This window comes from Paraburkholderia sp. GAS348, from assembly GCF_050434205.1.
GTDB lineage: Bacteria > Pseudomonadota > Gammaproteobacteria > Burkholderiales > Burkholderiaceae > Paraburkholderia.
The window spans coordinates 14,569-30,791 of sequence record NZ_JBNPVT010000010.1 but is presented as its reverse complement, the minus strand read 5'-3'; the positions used below and the strand labels follow the sequence as shown (position 1 = coordinate 30,791).

General features: G+C 62.2%; 11 protein-coding genes, 1 tRNA gene and 2 riboswitches. Of the genes, 2 read left to right on the top strand and 10 right to left on the bottom strand.

Annotated elements, in window-relative coordinates:
- Window positions 1-23: 23 nt before the first annotated feature.
- The 7 genes from P3T22_RS18290 to P3T22_RS18260 all read right to left on the bottom strand — a co-directional run bounded on the left by P3T22_RS18290 (window position 24) and on the right by P3T22_RS18260 (window position 9,397).
- The gene (locus tag P3T22_RS18290; RefSeq protein WP_429325725.1) at window positions 24-1,412 is read right to left on the bottom strand and encodes an L-serine ammonia-lyase; all 1,389 of its coding nucleotides are present in this window, start codon (window positions 1,410-1,412) and stop codon (window positions 24-26) included.
- A 28-nt stretch (window positions 1,413-1,440) separates the two neighbouring features.
- Entirely contained in the window at window positions 1,441-2,574 is a 1,134-nt protein-coding gene (locus P3T22_RS18285; protein ID WP_063497690.1) for an alginate lyase family protein, read from the bottom strand.
- Between the two features lie 117 nt (window positions 2,575-2,691).
- On the bottom strand, window positions 2,692-5,622 hold the full coding sequence (gene gcvP, locus P3T22_RS18280; protein ID WP_063497689.1) for an aminomethyl-transferring glycine dehydrogenase: 2,931 nt from the start codon (window positions 5,620-5,622) through the stop codon (window positions 2,692-2,694).
- A gap of 94 nt (window positions 5,623-5,716) precedes the next feature.
- The gene (gene gcvH, locus P3T22_RS18275; protein ID WP_063497688.1) at window positions 5,717-6,097 is read right to left on the bottom strand and encodes a glycine cleavage system protein GcvH; all 381 of its coding nucleotides are present in this window, start codon (window positions 6,095-6,097) and stop codon (window positions 5,717-5,719) included.
- A 62-nt stretch (window positions 6,098-6,159) separates the two neighbouring features.
- Window positions 6,160-7,278, bottom strand: coding sequence for a glycine cleavage system aminomethyltransferase GcvT (gene gcvT / locus P3T22_RS18270; RefSeq protein ID WP_429325724.1), 1,119 nt, complete (start codon window positions 7,276-7,278; stop codon window positions 6,160-6,162).
- 81 nt (window positions 7,279-7,359) lie between these two features.
- Window positions 7,360-7,531, bottom strand: a riboswitch (glycine riboswitch).
- Between the two features lie 22 nt (window positions 7,532-7,553).
- Window positions 7,554-7,655: riboswitch (glycine riboswitch) on the bottom strand.
- Window positions 7,656-7,797: 142 nt separating this feature from the next.
- Window positions 7,798-8,151, bottom strand: coding sequence for a hypothetical protein (locus P3T22_RS18265; protein ID WP_063497686.1), 354 nt, complete (start codon window positions 8,149-8,151; stop codon window positions 7,798-7,800).
- 196 nt (window positions 8,152-8,347) lie between these two features.
- A complete protein-coding gene (locus tag P3T22_RS18260) occupies window positions 8,348-9,397 on the bottom strand; it encodes an oxidoreductase (protein WP_063497685.1) in 1,050 nt (349 codons plus the stop codon).
- Between the two features lie 431 nt (window positions 9,398-9,828).
- Here P3T22_RS18260 and P3T22_RS18255 point away from each other — a divergent pair, with 431 nt between their 5' ends.
- The gene (locus P3T22_RS18255) at window positions 9,829-11,919 is read left to right on the top strand and encodes a UvrD-helicase domain-containing protein (protein WP_063497684.1); all 2,091 of its coding nucleotides are present in this window, start codon (window positions 9,829-9,831) and stop codon (window positions 11,917-11,919) included.
- Window positions 11,920-12,041: 122 nt separating this feature from the next.
- Here the strand turns inward: P3T22_RS18255 and P3T22_RS18250 are convergent, their stop codons facing one another.
- Window positions 12,042-12,941, bottom strand: a complete 900-nt coding sequence (locus P3T22_RS18250; protein ID WP_429325723.1) for a c-type cytochrome — start codon at window positions 12,939-12,941, stop codon at window positions 12,042-12,044.
- 296 nt (window positions 12,942-13,237) lie between these two features.
- Between P3T22_RS18250 and P3T22_RS18245 the strand changes: the two genes are divergently transcribed.
- Window positions 13,238-13,313 (top strand) — tRNA-Arg (locus tag P3T22_RS18245).
- Between the two features lie 450 nt (window positions 13,314-13,763).
- On the opposite strand, the gene P3T22_RS18240 is transcribed toward P3T22_RS18245, so the two are convergent.
- Together P3T22_RS18240 and P3T22_RS18235 are read right to left on the bottom strand one after the other, a co-directional pair.
- Window positions 13,764-14,471, bottom strand: a complete 708-nt coding sequence (locus tag P3T22_RS18240) for an HNH endonuclease (RefSeq protein ID WP_063497682.1) — start codon at window positions 14,469-14,471, stop codon at window positions 13,764-13,766.
- Window positions 14,468-15,817 carry an AAA family ATPase gene (locus tag P3T22_RS18235; protein WP_429325722.1) on the bottom strand — a complete coding sequence of 450 codons (1,350 nt, stop codon included), beginning with the start codon at window positions 15,815-15,817 and terminating at the stop codon, window positions 14,468-14,470. The genes P3T22_RS18240 and P3T22_RS18235 overlap by 4 nt, the downstream gene beginning before the upstream one ends.
- Window positions 15,818-16,223 lie beyond the last annotated feature (406 nt).

Genomic DNA, 16,223 nt, shown 5'->3' with positions numbered 1-16,223 from the left:
TGCGGTCGGGTCGCGTTGTGTTCTCAACACTCCACAATATTCACCGCCAACCCGCCGCGCGACGTTTCCTTGTACTTCGTCTTCATGTCGGCGCCGGTCTGCATCATCGTTTTGATCACGGAGTCCAGCGACACGTAATGTGTGCCGTCACCGCGTAGCGCCATGCGCGCAGCATTCACGGCTTTCACCGAGCCCATCGCATTGCGCTCGATACACGGAATCTGCACCATCCCGCCGACCGGATCGCACGTCAGCCCGAGGTTATGCTCCATGCCGATCTCGGCAGCATTCTCGACTTGCTCGGGCGTGCCGCCCATCACCGCCGCGAGCGCACCCGCGGCCATCGAACAGGCCACGCCCACTTCGCCCTGGCACCCCACTTCCGCGCCTGAAATCGACGCGTTCAGCTTGTAAAGAATGCCGATTGCCGCCGCCGTCATCAGGAAGTCGATGACACCTTGCTCGTTCGAGCCCGGCATGAAGCGCGTGTAATAGTGCAGCACTGCCGGAATGATGCCCGCCGCGCCATTGGTCGGCGCCGTGACCACGCGCCCGCCCGCAGCGTTTTCTTCGTTGACGGCGATCGCGTACAGGTTGATCCAGTCGACCATCGACAGCGGATCGCGCAGCGCCAGTTCAGGATTGCTCGACAGCGCACGATACAACTGCGGCGCCCGGCGCTTGACATGGAACGGACCGGGCAAGTTACCGTCTGCATCCGGATTGTTGATGCCGCAACCGCGTGCCACGCACGACTGCATCACGTTCCAGATCTTCAGCAAGCCCGTGCGCGTCTCTTCTTCCGTATGCCAGACGCGTTCGTTTTCCCACATCAATTGCGCGATGCTCTTGCCGGTCGATTTGCACAGCGCGAGCAATTCGTTGCCGCTGCGGAACGAATGCGGTAATTGTTCGACGGCGCTCAGCACCTTCGTGTTCGGCGCGCCGGCCGTCACCACGAAACCGCCGCCCACCGATAGATAGGTCGACTCGCGCAGCGTCTCTCCCTGCGCATCGAACGCACGCAGCTTCAGGCCGTTCGGATGCTCCGATAGTGCCTGGCGATAAAACGAAATGTGATCTTTTTGCACGAACGGCACGTCGTGCGTGCCGAGCAAGGCGAGCTTGCGCGACGCCTTCACCGCTTCCAGCCGTTGCGCGATTGTGTCCGGATCGACCGTGTCGGGCGCATCGCCCATCAAGCCGAGCATCACGCCGCGATCGGTGCCGTGCCCTTTGCCGGTCGCGCCGAGCGAACCATACAGATCCACTTTCACCGATGCCGTTGCCGCAAGCAGCCCGTCGCGTTCGAGCCCTTGCGCGAACATCAGTGCAGCGCGCATCGGCCCGACCGTATGCGAACTGGACGGACCAATGCCGATTTTGAAGAGGTCGAACACGCTGACTGCCATTTACTGCTCCCTGCTGATAAGAGTTAGTTTAACGCGCCGGCAGCGGCAAGCACACGGCGAGCCACGCGGGCGGCGTCGGTGCGAGCTGCAGCGCGATCGGCGTATAGCGTCCGTCGAGACGCGCCGCCAGGTGAAACAGTTCCGTCGCGTTTTTCGGATCCCATTGACCCGAATAGCCGGGCAAACCGGCCTCGCGACGTTTCGCATCGAACGGAACGTTCGAATGCACGAATTCTTCATGCGTTTTGCTGCCGTCCGCGTACGGCGTGAGCCAGTCCAGCGCGGCCGCCAGCGACGCGCCATTTGCCCCTTTTTCCGGCAACCAGTTGCGGCTGTGGCGGCGCGCGGCGAGCGCGGCGGTCACAAGCGGTTGCAGGTCGTAGGTGACGTAATGCAGCGCGTCGCGCTCGCCGAAGTCGAACGTCGAGCCGTCCGCCGCGATGTTGTCGCCGATATGCTCGTCGAACAGGCGCTGCGCCGCGTTGATCATCTTGCGGTTATCCAGCGTGAACGCGGCCATCGAGATCAGCTTGATCCGGTGGCTCTGCCAGTTGTTCTTGAACGTACCCGTGAGCGGCCGCGGCTGCGCGTCGATCTGCGCGATATAGCCGTTCGCGAACTTCGTCAGGAACGCCATCGATGCATTGCGCGTCTTGACCGGCAACGCGCTCGCGGTCATGTCGTAGGCGAGGATCAGGCCTTCGAAATGGGTTTCGTCGATTGGATTGAAACTGGGTTGATAAGTCGTGACCCACGCGTACAGCAAGCGGTCGACCAGCTTCAGATAGCGGTCCTCGCTGGTCGCGCGCCAGGCGAGCGCGGCGTCGCGCAGCAGATCGAGATCCCTCTCTGCCTCGACGCTTTGATCGTAGATACCCTCGTGCGGCAGCGTGCCTTCGGTATGCAGTTTCGCCAGCGCATGCGGCGGGTCGTTCAGATGCGCCTGCACATTGCTCACCAGTGCCTTGACGCCTGGATCGGCATTCGTGCGCTCGCTGGTTTGCAGCGCGGGCGCCGCGCAAAAATTCATCGCGGCTTGCGCCTGCCGCAGCGGCAGCAGCAGTACCGCCGCGCCCGCCAACAGCAATGTGCAAGCCTGCTGCCACGTCTGGGCTCGCCTTGCTTCGGTCTGGCTTTGCATCAATCGCACCTTTCGCGCCATGCGAAACTCCTCGTTAGGCTGATTCGGTGTGTGATGTTAGCCGTTTGCGGACACAAGCGACAGAACCGTGCAACGCCTGCTTACAACCTTCAGACGCTGCGCGGTTTGCGGCCACGCTTACTCGTAGTCGGCGATCGGCACGCAGGAGCAGAACAGATTGCGGTCGCCGTACACGTTGTCCGCGCGGCCGACCGGCGGCCAGTACTTCTTGGCGATCAGCGTGGGCAGCGGATACGCGGCGGTTTCGCGCGCATACGCATGCTTCCAGTCGTTCGCGATGACTACCGCCGCCGTGTGCGGCGCGTGCTTCAGCGGATTGTCTTCACGGTCCGAGCGGCCTTCTTCGACGGCGCGAATTTCCTCGCGGATCGCGATCATCGCTTCGATGAAGCGGTCGAGCTCTTCCTTCGACTCCGATTCGGTCGGCTCGACCATCAGCGTGCCCGGCACCGGGAAGCTCATGGTCGGTGCGTGGAAGCCGTAGTCGGCGAGACGCTTGGCGACGTCGTCGACGGAGATGCCGCTGGTTTCCTTGAGCGGGCGCAGATCGAGAATGCACTCGTGCGCGACCAGTCCGCCCGGACCCGAATACAGCACCGGATAATGCGGCGCGAGTTTGTTCGCCACGTAGTTGGCGTTGAGGATCGCGGTTTCGGTGGCAGCGGTGAGGTTCTTCGCACCCATCATCGCGATGTACATCCACGAAATCGGCAGGATCGAAGCGGAACCGTACGGCGCGCCCGACACAGCGCCGATACCGTTCGGCGCACGCTCGTAGCCCGACGAAATCTGATTCGGCAGGAATTGCGCGAGATGCGCGCCGACCGCGACCGGACCGACGCCCGGTCCGCCGCCGCCGTGCGGAATACAGAAGGTCTTGTGCAGATTCAGGTGCGAGACGTCGCCACCGAACTGACCCGGCGCACAGAGGCCGACCATGGCGTTCATGTTCGCGCCGTCCACATAAACCTGGCCGCCGTGCGCATGCACGATCTCGCAGATTTCGCGGACGTTTGATTCGAACACGCCGTGCGTCGACGGGTACGTGATCATGATCGCCGCGAGCTTGTCGGCGTGCTGATCAGCCTTCTTCTTCAGGTCTTCGATATCGACGTTGCCTTGCGCGTCGCAAGCCACCACGACCACCTGCATGCCGGCCATTTGCGCCGACGCCGGGTTCGTGCCGTGCGCCGAAGCGGGAATCAGGCAGACATTGCGATGTGCTTCGCCGCGCGACGCGTGGTAAGCGTGAATGATCAACAGACCCGCGTATTCGCCTTGCGAGCCGGCATTCGGCTGCAGCGACACGGCTGCGTAGCCGGTGGCCGCGACCAGCATCTGTTCCAGCTGATCGATCATTTCGCGGTAGCCGACCGTTTGCTCAGCCGGGGCGAACGGGTGAATCTGACCGAATTCCGGCCACGTGACCGGCAGCATTTCGGAGGTCGCGTTCAGCTTCATCGTGCAGGAGCCCAGCGGGATCATCGAGCGGTCGAGCGCGAGGTCCTTGTCCGACAGGCTGCGCAGATAGCGCAGCATTTCCGTTTCAGAATGATGACGGTTGAACACGTGGTGCGTGAGGTACGCGCTGGTGCGTTCAAGCGCGGCGGGCACCGTGTTCTCTGCGGGGAGTTCTGCGTCGAGGGCGTCGATTTGCGGGACTTCCTCGACAAATGCCGCCTGCGCGAACGCTGCGAGCAGATCGGCCAGATCGCTGCGCGTGGTGGTTTCGTCGATCGAGATGCCGACGCGCGTGTCGCTCACGTGGCGCAGATTGATGCGCTTGGCCGTTGCCGCATCATGCAGTGCCTGGGTGCGTGCGCCGGTTTCGAACGTGAGCGTGTCGAAGAACGTGTCGTTGACGAGCGTGTAGCCGAGTTTCTTCGCGCCGGCTGCCAGCAATGCAGCGATGCGGTTCACACGCAGCGCGATCGTCTTCAGACCGTGCGGGCCGTGATAGACGGCGTACATGCTGGCCATGATCGCGAGCAGCGCTTGCGCGGTACACACGTTCGAGGTCGCTTTCTCGCGGCGGATATGTTGTTCGCGCGTTTGCAGCGCGAGACGCAGCGCGGGGTTGCCTTGCGCGTCGACGGTCACGCCGACGAGACGGCCCGGCATCTGACGCTTGAATTCGTCGCGCACGGCGAGGTAAGCCGCGTGCGGGCCGCCGAAACCGACCGGCACGCCGAAACGCTGCGTGTTGCCGACGGCCACGTCCGCGCCCCATTCGCCCGGCGGCGTCAACACGGTCAGCGCGAGCAGATCGGCGGCGACTACCACGTGGCCGCCTGCTGCATGGATCGCTTCAGCGAGTGCGCGGTAGTCGCGCACATCGCCGTTCACGCCTGGGTATTGCAGCAGCACGCCGAACGCATTCGCGTTCGCCGCTTCCGCAGCCGGGCCCACTTTCACTTCAATGCCGACCGGCGTGGCGCGCGTCTTCACCACTTCGATGGTTTGCGGCAGCACGTCGTCGGCGACGTAAAACACGTTCGACTTCGGCTTGCCGACGCGTTGCAGCAGCGTCATTGCTTCGGCGGCGGCGGTGGCTTCGTCGAGCAGCGAGGCGTTCGAGATCGCCAGACCGGTGAGGTCGACGATCATCTGCTGGAAGTTCAGCAGCGCTTCCAGACGGCCCTGCGAGATTTCCGGCTGATACGGCGTGTACGCGGTGTACCACGCCGGATTTTCGAGCACGTTACGCAGGATCACCGTCGGCGTGTGCGCGTTGTAATAGCCCTGCCCGATGTACGAGCGGAACACCTGGTTCTTGTCCGCCAGCTCACGCAGCGCGGCGAGCGCTTCCGCTTCGCTCTTCGGCTGCGCGAAGGGGCCGAGCGGCAGTGTTTCGCTGCGGCGGATCGTCTTCGGAATGACGGCGTCGATCAGCGCGGCGCGCGACGCAAAGCCGAGGGCTTCGAGCATCGCGTGCTGGTCGGCCGAATCGGGGCCGATGTGCCGTTCGGCGAAGGCGTCATGCACTTCGAGCGCGGCGAGCGAGAGAGGAGTGCGGTTCATCAGACGATCCGGGTGTTCGAGCTTCATGAGGTGTTCCTGGCGGTGCGGGCGTCCGTTCGACTGTCGAATCGGACGCGCCGCGCCTGTCGGGTTTAAACGTAATGGTGCAACTTGCGGTGAATCAGGCGCCGACGGACTTTGCGTACGCGTCTGCATCGATCAGGCGATCCTGCGATGCGTCCGCAGCCGGCTTGATCTTGAAGAGCCAGTTCTCGTACGGCGCGCTGTTGACGCCATCCGGCGTGTCGGCGACGGCCGGGTTCGCTTCGATGATTTCGCCCGAGACCGGCGCGTAGATATCGGAAGCGGCTTTCACCGATTCGATCACGGCGACGGTGTCGCCAGCGTTGACGGTCTTGCCCAGTTCCTGGACTTCGAAGAAGACGATGTCGCCGAGCGCTTCCTGCGCGTGGTCGGTGATGCCGACCGTCAGCGTGCCGTCCGCTTCGGTGCGGACCCACTCGTGCGATTCGGTGTATTTCAGATCGGCCGGGATGCTCATCGGATGCTCCTATGCGGTGTTATTCGGTAGTGTTTCAAAAAGGTGACGCACGCGCCGGCTGCTTAAATCGCCAGCACTTTGCCGTTGCGTACGAACGGCAGTTTTACCACGCTTGCGGGTACGTTTTTGTCACGAATCTGGACGTGAACGGTGTCGCCCGGCTGCACGCCTTTCGGCACACGCGCAAAGGCGATCGATTCCTGCATCGTGGGTGAAAAAGTACCGCTGGTGATCTCGCCTTCGCCCTGCGGCGTGACGACTTTCTGGTGAGCGCGCAGCACGCCTGCCGCCTTGCCGTTTTCCTTCAGCAGGATCAGACCGACGAATGCGGCCTGCGAGCCGTTGGCTTCGAGCTTGCCCTTGCCGACGAAGTCGCGCGGCGAGGTCAGATCGACAGTCCAGGCGAGGCCGGCGTCGAGCGGCGAGACGTTGTCGTCCATATCCTGGCCGTACAGGTTCATGCCGGCTTCGAGACGCAGCGTGTCGCGCGCGCCAAGACCTGCCGGGCGCACGCCTTGGACCTGCAGTGCGTTCCACAGCGCTTCGACGTGATCCGCCGGGACGATGATTTCGAAGCCGTCTTCGCCGGTGTAGCCGGTGCGGGCGACGGTGAGTTCGCCGAACGGCGTGTCTTCGATGCGCGCGGCGTTGAATGGCTTCAATGCTTCAGTGGCGGCTTGCGCCGTTGGCACGGTTTGCCAGACTTTTTCGCGGGCGTTCGGACCTTGCACGGCGACGATCGCGTAATCGCGGCGCGGCGTGATGGTGAGGCCGAAGCTGCCTTCGGCGTTGAGCTGGCCGAACCAGGCGATGTCTTTATCGGCGGTGCCGGCGTTGACGACCACGCGAAAGTGATTTTCGCCGAAGTAATAGACGATCAGATCGTCGATCACACCGCCATTCGGGTTCAGCAGACAGGAGTAAAGCGCGCGGCCCGGCGTTTGCAGCTTGGCGACGTTGTTGGCGAGCGCGTATTCGAAGAAGGCGCGCACGCGCTCGCCGGCGAAATCGACGACGCACATATGCGAGACGTCGAACATGCCGGCGTCGGTGCGCACGGCGCGGTGTTCGTCGATCTGCGAGCCGTAGTTGACGGGCATGTCCCAGCCGCCGAAATCGACCATGCGGGCGTTGAGCGCACGATGGGTGGCGTTGAGCGGGGTGTGTTTGAGTTCGGTCATGGGGCCTCGGGCGTCTCGCGAAACAAAAAAGGCCATGCGGCACGACGCCTCGCGGCCTGCCGGCTGCGAGCGATTGCGTTGCATGACCCCTCTGTCCTCGATACCTGAGAGATTGCGCTGCCGTACGATGTTGAAGCCACCATCGCTACGGTTAAGCGCGCGCCCCTTCGGTGGGCAGCTTGCCAGAATCTGCTCGATGTATACGGCGCATACACGACGCAGACGGCTACTGCCGCTCTCCAGAGTGCGAAAAACCTCTGCCATGAGGCGGGTTTTTCGACGCGGCCGGTCCTTTTGCCTGAGAGTTTGCGGGTGTGCCCCTTCGGCGGCGCGGCCTGCGATTTTCTGCGGCCAGCACGCTCTCCCGACGCGTGCGGCGAATGTACGCGAGGGCCGGGGGCTTGTCAAATAAAGGCTCGCAAGGGGCACGGCGGTTGGCGTTGCGGGTTCGCAAATATCGAAAAAAAGCGCGGGACGTGATGCCCGCGCTTCTTTGCTGCAGTGCCGGAACCCGCGCGATTATTCGCCGATGGCGTGCGCCGCGTTGTCCAGTTCCTGGTTCAGCACGCGCTGTTCGTCGCCGGACAGGCCGCCGCCGTGTTGAGCGGCCATGTCGTGGGCTTCCTGGCGGATCACGTCCAGACGGTGATGCAGGGCGCCGCCTTGCGGGGGCGGGTAGTAGCCTTGGTTGACGTGAGCGTCGATGCGGCGGCTCAGGTTGTCGATCCGGCCATTGACCTGGTTGAGGCGCTGATCCGCGATCTGCTGCGGATTAGGGCGCGGCGCCGGCGCGGGTTGCTGGGGCGCCACCACGCAGGCGGCGAGGGAGCTGAGCAATGCGCATGCTGCTACTGCGCGGACGATACGGGGCATGGACTCTCCGGAAGTCGTTGTCGTTTTGTGGTGCTACTGGGGTAGCAACGGATTGCTGGGGATTCGCGCTGACCGCGGAGGCGGGGTTATTTGTAACGTTATGTTCCTTTCGGGGCTGTCAGGCTCTTTGCCTTTGGCGGCGGCATGGTTCGCATGCCACCGCCCGATAGCCAGAAAGCGCCCCTTAGGCAAAAAGTCAGCGAAGACGCTCAAACGGCAGCCGGACGCCTTCTTCCGAACTCCGGGCGGCAAGCTCGATGATCGTCATCACGTCGACCGCATCCTGAGCGCTGACCGGGAATTTCACGCCGTTCTGAATGGCATCCGCCAAGGCAATATAAAAGCCGACGTATTCCCCATTGCGCGTAGGCACCGCCCGCTCCACTTCCTGATCGCCTTCGAGCGCGCGCAGCACCCCCGCCGCATTGCCGGCGCCGAATCCCTCGTCGCCGGGCCGCAAGCCGGCTTTCAACTGATCTTCCTGCGTATCGAGCCCGTATTTCACATAGCTCCCCTGCGTGCCGTGAATCGCAAACCTTGGCGCGACTAGCGCAGTCAGTGCGCTTGCATGCAACACCACTTCGAACTCGCCGTAGCCAAGCTGAATATGCACGTAGTCCGGCGCGCTGGCCTGGTCGCGATGGGTCCGAACCGTCGCGGACACGGTTTGCGGTGCGCCGAACAACGCCAATGCCTGATCGATCAGGTGCGGCCCAAGATCGAATAGCAAACCGCCGCCGCGCGAGGCTTCCTCGCGCCAACGCTGCCGAACCTCCGGCCGGAAACGGTCGAAATGCGATTCGTAGTGCGTGATGCGCCCCAACTCTCTGCCGGCCAGCAGATCCCGCACGGTCAGAAAATCACCGTCCCAGCGGCGGTTGTGAAAGGGCACGAACCGCTTGCCCCGGGCGAGCGCGATGTTCGCGAGCGTGTGGGCGTCGGCGGCGGTCAGCGTGACCGGCTTGTCGACCACCACGTGCTTGCCCGCCTCCAGCGTGCGGCGCGCCAGGTCGAAGTGCGTGTCATTGGGCGTCGCGATCACGACGCAGTCGATTTCCTCGAGCGCCAGCAGGGCGTCGAGATCGGCCACCACCTTCGCGTGCGGGTAATCGGCCAGCGCGTGCTCGGGCTGACTCGTCGCGATGGCCGCGATGCTCGCTCGCCCGCAGTGCTCGATCACCGGCGCATGAAAGGTCGCGCCAGCAAAACCGTAACCCATCAATCCAATCTTCAGCGATGCGGACATGCGTGTCTTCCTGCAAAAACGGCGCGCCGTTTTGCCACCGCGGCGACGGCGCGCAACAGCGTAATTGTGGCATGTCCCGAAGGCGGGCTGTCAGCGTTGGCGAGGGCGGTTGTCGGCGGTGCCTGTCCGGCGGCGCTCGGGCGGCAGTTGCAGCCGCGTTCGGGGCAGCCCGGTTGAGCGTCCGTTTTTTGTCGTCGGGCGAGCTGCCATTGCGGCCCCCTTTCCTGGCCGTTCGACAGCGCGTCTGTCGCGGCATCAGCATCGGGCATCCGTGTTAACATCGCTCCTCTCGCGCGGATCGCAGCGAGCCGGAACGCCCCTCACACCGAGGCGCGCGAGCCAGCCGCCCGTACCGCGCAGCATGCCCCCGGGCCTTCGGTCTCGCGATTCCGCACCCAAGCGCCCTCAACCGCATTAGCCATCCACCGACGATGTCCGCAGGCCTGAACCCCGCTCAAAATGAAGCGGTCCGTTATCTTGACGGTCCGTGTCTCGTGCTCGCCGGCGCAGGCAGCGGCAAGACGCGCGTGATCACGCAGAAAATCGCCCACCTGATCGAGGCCAAAGGCTTCGAGCCGCGCCACATTGCCGCCGTCACGTTCACGAACAAGGCCGCGTTGGAAATGCGCGAGCGCGTGGGCAAGCTGCTCGAAGGCAAGACGCTCACCACGCCCGGCAAGGAAGGCCGTAAGGTGCCCGTCAACCAGTTGACGGTCTGCACCTTCCACTCGCTCGGCGTGCAGATTCTGCGGCAGGAAGCGGAACACGTCGGTTTGAAGCCGCAGTTCTCGATCATGGATTCGGACGACTGCTTCGGCATGATCCAGGAGCAGGTCGGCTCGACGGACAAGGGTTTCATCCGCAAGATCCAGTCGATCATCTCGCTGTGGAAGAACGGCATGGTCATGCCCGAGCAGGCGATCGCGATTGCCGCGAACGAGGACGAGCATCAGGCCGCGATCGTCTATCGCAACTACGTGGCGACGCTGCATGCCTATCAGGCGGTCGATTTCGACGACCTGATCCGTCTGCCTGCTGAACTCTTCGAGAAGAACGAGCAGGTGCGTGACCGCTGGCAGAACAAGCTGCGCTATCTGCTGATCGACGAGTATCAGGACACCAACGCGTGCCAGTACGAGTTGGTGAAACTGCTGGCCGGCAAGCGCGCGGCGTTCACGGCGGTCGGCGACGACGATCAGGCAATCTACGGCTGGCGCGGCGCAACGCTCGAAAATCTTGGGCAGCTCAGCAAGGATTTTCCGAAGCTGCATCTGATCAAGCTCGAACAGAACTACCGTTCGACAGTGCGCATCCTCACCGCCGCGAACAACGTGATCGCGAACAACCCGAAGCTGTTCGAAAAGAAGCTGTGGTCCGAACACGGCATGGGCGACACGATCACCGTCACGCCTTGCAACGACGAAGAGCACGAGGCCGAGTCCGTCGTGTTCCGCCTGTCTGCGCACAAGTTCGAGCGGCGTGCGAATTTCCGCGATTACGCGATCCTGTATCGCGGCAATTTTCAGGCGCGCATCTTTGAACAGGTGCTGCGTCGCGAGCGGATTCCGTATGTGCTTTCGGGCGGGCAGTCGTTCTTCGACAAAGCCGAGATCAAGGATATCTGCGCGTATCTTCGGCTGATCGCGAACGCCAACGACGATCCCGCGTTCATCCGCGCGATCACCACGCCGCGCCGTGGCGTTGGCAATACGACGCTCGAAGCGCTCGGCTCGTTTGCGGGCCAGGCGAAGGTGTCGCTATTCGAAGCGGTGTACATGGGCGGCATCGAGGCACGCTTGTCGCCGCGTCAGATCGAGCCGATGCGCGTGTTCTGCGACTTTATGCAGCGTCTCACCGATCGCGCCGAGAAGGATGCCGCCGGCACGCTGCTCGACGAACTGATGGACGCGATTCACTATGAAGCGTATCTGTACGACGCGTTCGACGAACGTCAGGCGCAGTCCAAGTGGCAGAACGTGCTCGAGTTCATGGAATGGTTGAAGCGCAAAGGCACCAAGGCTGAGGCCGAAGGTTCGGAGAAGAGTGAGGCAACTGGCTACGACACCGCCGACGGCCTTGGCGACACTGGCAAGAATCTGCTCGGCCTGATCCAGACCGTGGCGCTGATGTCGATGCTCGAGGGCCGCGAAGAAGATCCGGATGCGGTACGGCTCTCGACCGTGCATGCGTCGAAGGGGCTGGAGTATCCGCACGTGTTTCTGGTGGGCGTTGAAGAAGGGATCATGCCGCACCGTGGCGGCCCCGACGACGAGCCGATCGACGACGCGCGCATCGAGGAGGAGCGCCGTCTGATGTACGTTGCGATCACGCGGGCGCAGCGCAGCCTGCATCTGAACTGGTGCAAGAAGCGCAAGCGCGCGCGGGAAACTGTGGTGTGCGAGCCGTCGCGCTTTATCCCCGAGATGCTGCTCGACGACGCTCCGCCGCCGACGCCCGAAGAAGCGCCGATGTCGCCGAAAGACCGGCTCGCGAGTTTGAAGGCACTGTTGCAGAAGCCTTGAACGTTGGCGCGAACGTGAGCGCATGCGCGGTTTCCGTTCGCTCGCTCACACATAAAAAATCCCTGCCCGTGTCGCCACGGTGCAGGGATTTTTTTTGTTCTGCGACAACCGCAGAAAGCGCCTTATTTCGCCGCGCTGATCATGTAGTCGACGGCGGCCTTCACGTCCGCATCGGAAGCAGTCGAGCCGCCTTTGGGCGGCATCGCGCCCTTGCCGTGCAGTGCGTAGTTGTAGACCGTGTCGATCGGGTCTTTCAGGCGCGGCGCCCACGCTTCCTTGTCGCCGAACTTCGGTGCGTTCAGCACGCCGGCCGCGTGACACGCCTGGCAAACCTGCTGATACAACGCCTTGCCAGCTTGCGAGGCGTCCGCGCTTTGTGTCCCGCCTGCTGCCGGCGCGGCCGCTTGCGGCACGCTTGCAATGGCTGCCATCGCGGCAGCGGCTTGTGCGGCGCCTGCGTCCGAAGCACCCGCTGGCGCCGCGGCGGCAGCGCCCGAAGCGGCGGCGGCCGCACCCGCTGCCGGCTGCGCCGGTTCAGGGAAGCTTGCACCGGAATTGTTCGCCATATAAGTCACTGCGCGGGCGATTTCGAAGTCGCTGTAGTCGTCCGGACTGGTGCCGCCACGCGGGGGCATCGCGCCCTTGCCGGCGAGCGCCGTGTGCCACAGCGTGTCGAAGCCCTGCGCAATGCGCGGCGCCCAGTCGGCGGTATTGGTGAATTTCGGCGCGCCTGCCGCACCCGACGCGTGACACGCGGAGCAAACGGCCTTGTAGACCTCTTCGCCGCTCTTGTAGACGCGCGGCGCATTGGCGTCGCGGATGTCGACCTGGGCGAGGGGCTTGATACGGGCGCTGACTTCGGCTTCGGAAAGACTGTCGGTGCCGGCGCCAGTGCGGGTCGAATTATCGACGTAGATCACTAGCAGAACGATGATGACGATCGGTACCGCAAAACTGGCAATGATCGCGGCAATGAGCTGCCCGGGGGTTTTGATTGGGGCTCCGTGTGGTGCTTCGCTCATGCTTGTCTCGTCTCCGTGGGTATGTGAGCGGTACAGCGTGACGGCAACTTCTTGTTCTTTAATCAGGCACGGAAGATTATAGACGCAACATTTCGGCGGCGGCGAGGGGCGCGGCGAGGTGTTCAGGAGGCGTTTACCCGCATCGTGGGGCGCGGCCGGTATCGGCCGGATGACGGGCAGGAGGCGCACAATCCCGTCATATAGGCCGCCCGGTGGACGGTTTGGCCGAAACCGGGTATCCTTTCGGTCTCGCTTTGGCGTCGCTCCTGCTCAGGTTGCCGCGCTTTCGTGTTGAAGCGCCCGTAGCTCAATGGATAGAGTACTGCCCTCCGAAGGCAGGGGTTGCTGGTTCGATCCCAGCCGGGCGCACCATCTGGTTTTCCGCAGAAATCCCCCGAAATCCTGAAAACCTCCGCCAGATAAGGCGTTGTGGGAAATTTGCGTCCGGGGAAAGCCAAGCAGATCCTGGAAAACCCGGCGGTTGCATGTGCCCGGCTGTGTACCCCAAAATGGTTCTTCCTCGACGACGAAAATGCGGCGAATTTTCAAACTTGCTCGATCTCGAACTGATGTTCGCATGAGGTTGGGCTGCGGGTGCAGTGGTCTGTTGGATGGTCGCTGCACAGGCGAAAAAGAAGGAGCGGTAACTGCCTTCGGCATTCCTCGGATGCCACTCCGTTGAAGTTGCATTGCCCGTTTTGTGGCAAACCGACCGCTTCGTGCCATTCTCCGCCCCTCAATCACCCGCAGATCGGCGATGAACCGACAAAAATTCGTGCTGCTTCGTGCCAACGGGCAACAACTCTACCTAACGGCGGCTTACTACGGCAGCACGCGGGGCACAGCCCGATACCCGTTGGCAGCGTCGAAGCAGTGTTTCGCTGTGCCTGGAATGCGGTCCAGGATGCGCTCAAGCATATCTGGGTCGTCATGGAAGACCGTCATCCAAATGGACCAGTAACCCTGTATTTGCAACACAATCTGGGCGCGCATTTGCGGATAATCAAATTGGGCTAAATTCAGTTTCGATAGCTCGGCGATGTCCCAGGCCTCTCGCCGGTTGTTCCATCGACGGTCGGATGCCTCTGTTTCCTGCTCGTGATCAGTAGGAACCTTGTCCAGTCCGACTAGCTCGACGATGTTTTGGGCCCGAGTATGTTCGGTGCCAGGCGCGGCCTCGACAAGTCCTCCCTGCTTGTAGATCAAGGCAAGAAAGGTGTTGTCCCGATCCGGCCAAAGGTGGTCGTCGAGGTCGATATCGTGGTTACTTTTTGTGCTGTTGCAGTTCGTGCATGCGAGCAGGAAGTTTTCCCAGTTGAACTCGCGAGTCGGGTCGTTGGTAACAGCGCCTGGTGGTTTTTTGGGCTGGACATGCTCCACGGCCAGGCTGGAATCGAGATGCTGCTCGCAATACGAGCAGCATTCTCCGAGTCGCTTGATGAGCTCACCGCGCGCCATTGAGTATGTACTGAACGCAACCTGATTTCCCTCGTCGTCAGTGGGCCAGGCTCCGCGCACCACCGGCCTCATGCGTCTTTCCTCGTGGAACTCGTCTCAGGAGCACCATCGATTCCAGAAGCCATGCGCTGCATCTCCAGGAAGGCGTGGTAGGCCACGTTGTCACTGAATGGGCCAGATAGCTGATCGAGTCGCTGCTTGACCTGCGCCTTCAGCTCCTCACTTACGTCCTTGGGAGTCTCTTTGAGTAGACGAAAATACTCCAGCGCAGCGTCATACATTTTCTGGTAGCGCTCTCCACGCTGAGGCACCGGGACTTTCATCACATCTTCAACGATGTCTTCGATGGACCGATTGACGTACTTTGCGTCCGAAGCGGGCGCGGCAATACCATCTGGGATCGACTTCGCCTGAGCAGGCTTCAGGCCGCGCCCCAGGTCAATGACTTCTCCGGGTTCCAGCGATTGCAAGATGAACGGAGAATGCGTGGAGACAATAAACTGCAGCTCGGGAAACGCGTGCTTCAGATCCGCGACGACGCGGCGTTGCCATTTGGGATGCAGGTGCAGATCGATCTCGTCGATTAGAACGATGCCTTGTGTCTTTAGCGCGGCTTCAGCGCCGAAGTGCGGGTTCAAACGTGAGGCGCGATGGGCAATGTCGGCAATGATCCCGATCATGTTTCGATAACCATCGCTCAAATCGTCGAATGGGATCAGACCTTCGTGGTCTAGCTTGACCATCAGGTGGTCGTATCCAATGTCGAAAAAGAAACCATGTGCCCCCGGGATACACGCCGTCACCGCGTTGGTGACGGCGTCCAGCGCCGGTATCTCAACTCGCTTCTGTAGTCTTGAGAGGGACAGACGTTTGAACCATTTCTCAAAGGCCTTGTGATCCGATTTCGGGTCAAGGCAATACCGGTAGCCCATGAGGCGGGACGCCGGCTGATCCGTCTCGATATCGTCGTGTTTGTCCCAGAGGCGGCCTGCGCCATAATACAGAAGCAGTGGCAGATCGACGTCCGACTGCTTGGTCACGCGATCACGCGCCTCCTTGCCCTTTCTGACAAGAGTCTTTGCTTTGCCGCCACGGTCGCCGAGATCCCGCCGCCATTGAGTGCGCACGTTGCCCACTGCGGCCGTAGCCTCCAGCCAGACGTCGGTGGTAGGCTCGTAGAAGACTTGGCCTTCGATCTCCTTGTAGACGGCATGCGCATCGGTATTCTTGATTGTGCCTCCGCCGGTCGTGAGTTTGCCGCCTTGAAAGTAGGTATTGAGCAGCATCGCCAGTGCGTCGAGTACCGTCGTCTTGCCCTTCCCGTTATTGCCAATCAGGACATTGAACTGGGGGTTGAACTGAAAGAAGGCCTCCTCGTACCTGCGAAAGTTGTGCAGCACCAGTTCGGAGATTTTCATTGCCTATTGCCTTGGTAATCGCGGACTTCGGAACTCGCTTGGGCTTATGGCGCACTCGTGCGGAAGCGCGGCTAATCTACATCGACTGACGGCGAGAGCCTGGATCGCCGCCAACAGTTGGCGAAATCGTGCCGTCTTCGCTCCTGGCTGAGCAGGCATCCCCTCGGCTGAGGGTGTAACGAATTCTACCCACTTTAGATATTCGATTTGCGAAGCTCCGAGTTCTCAGCAGGTTATCGCCACACATCGACCCAAATAGCCGAAGCACGGCTGCGAACGAACGGATACTCGCTGCCAAACCAGGCTAGAACTGCGAGGCTCTGAAAATGCACGATACGACATACGCGGAATATTGCTTGGGGACAGTTGCCCCGCTTGCTTGCGGACTGAGCGCAGTGCTGCTACC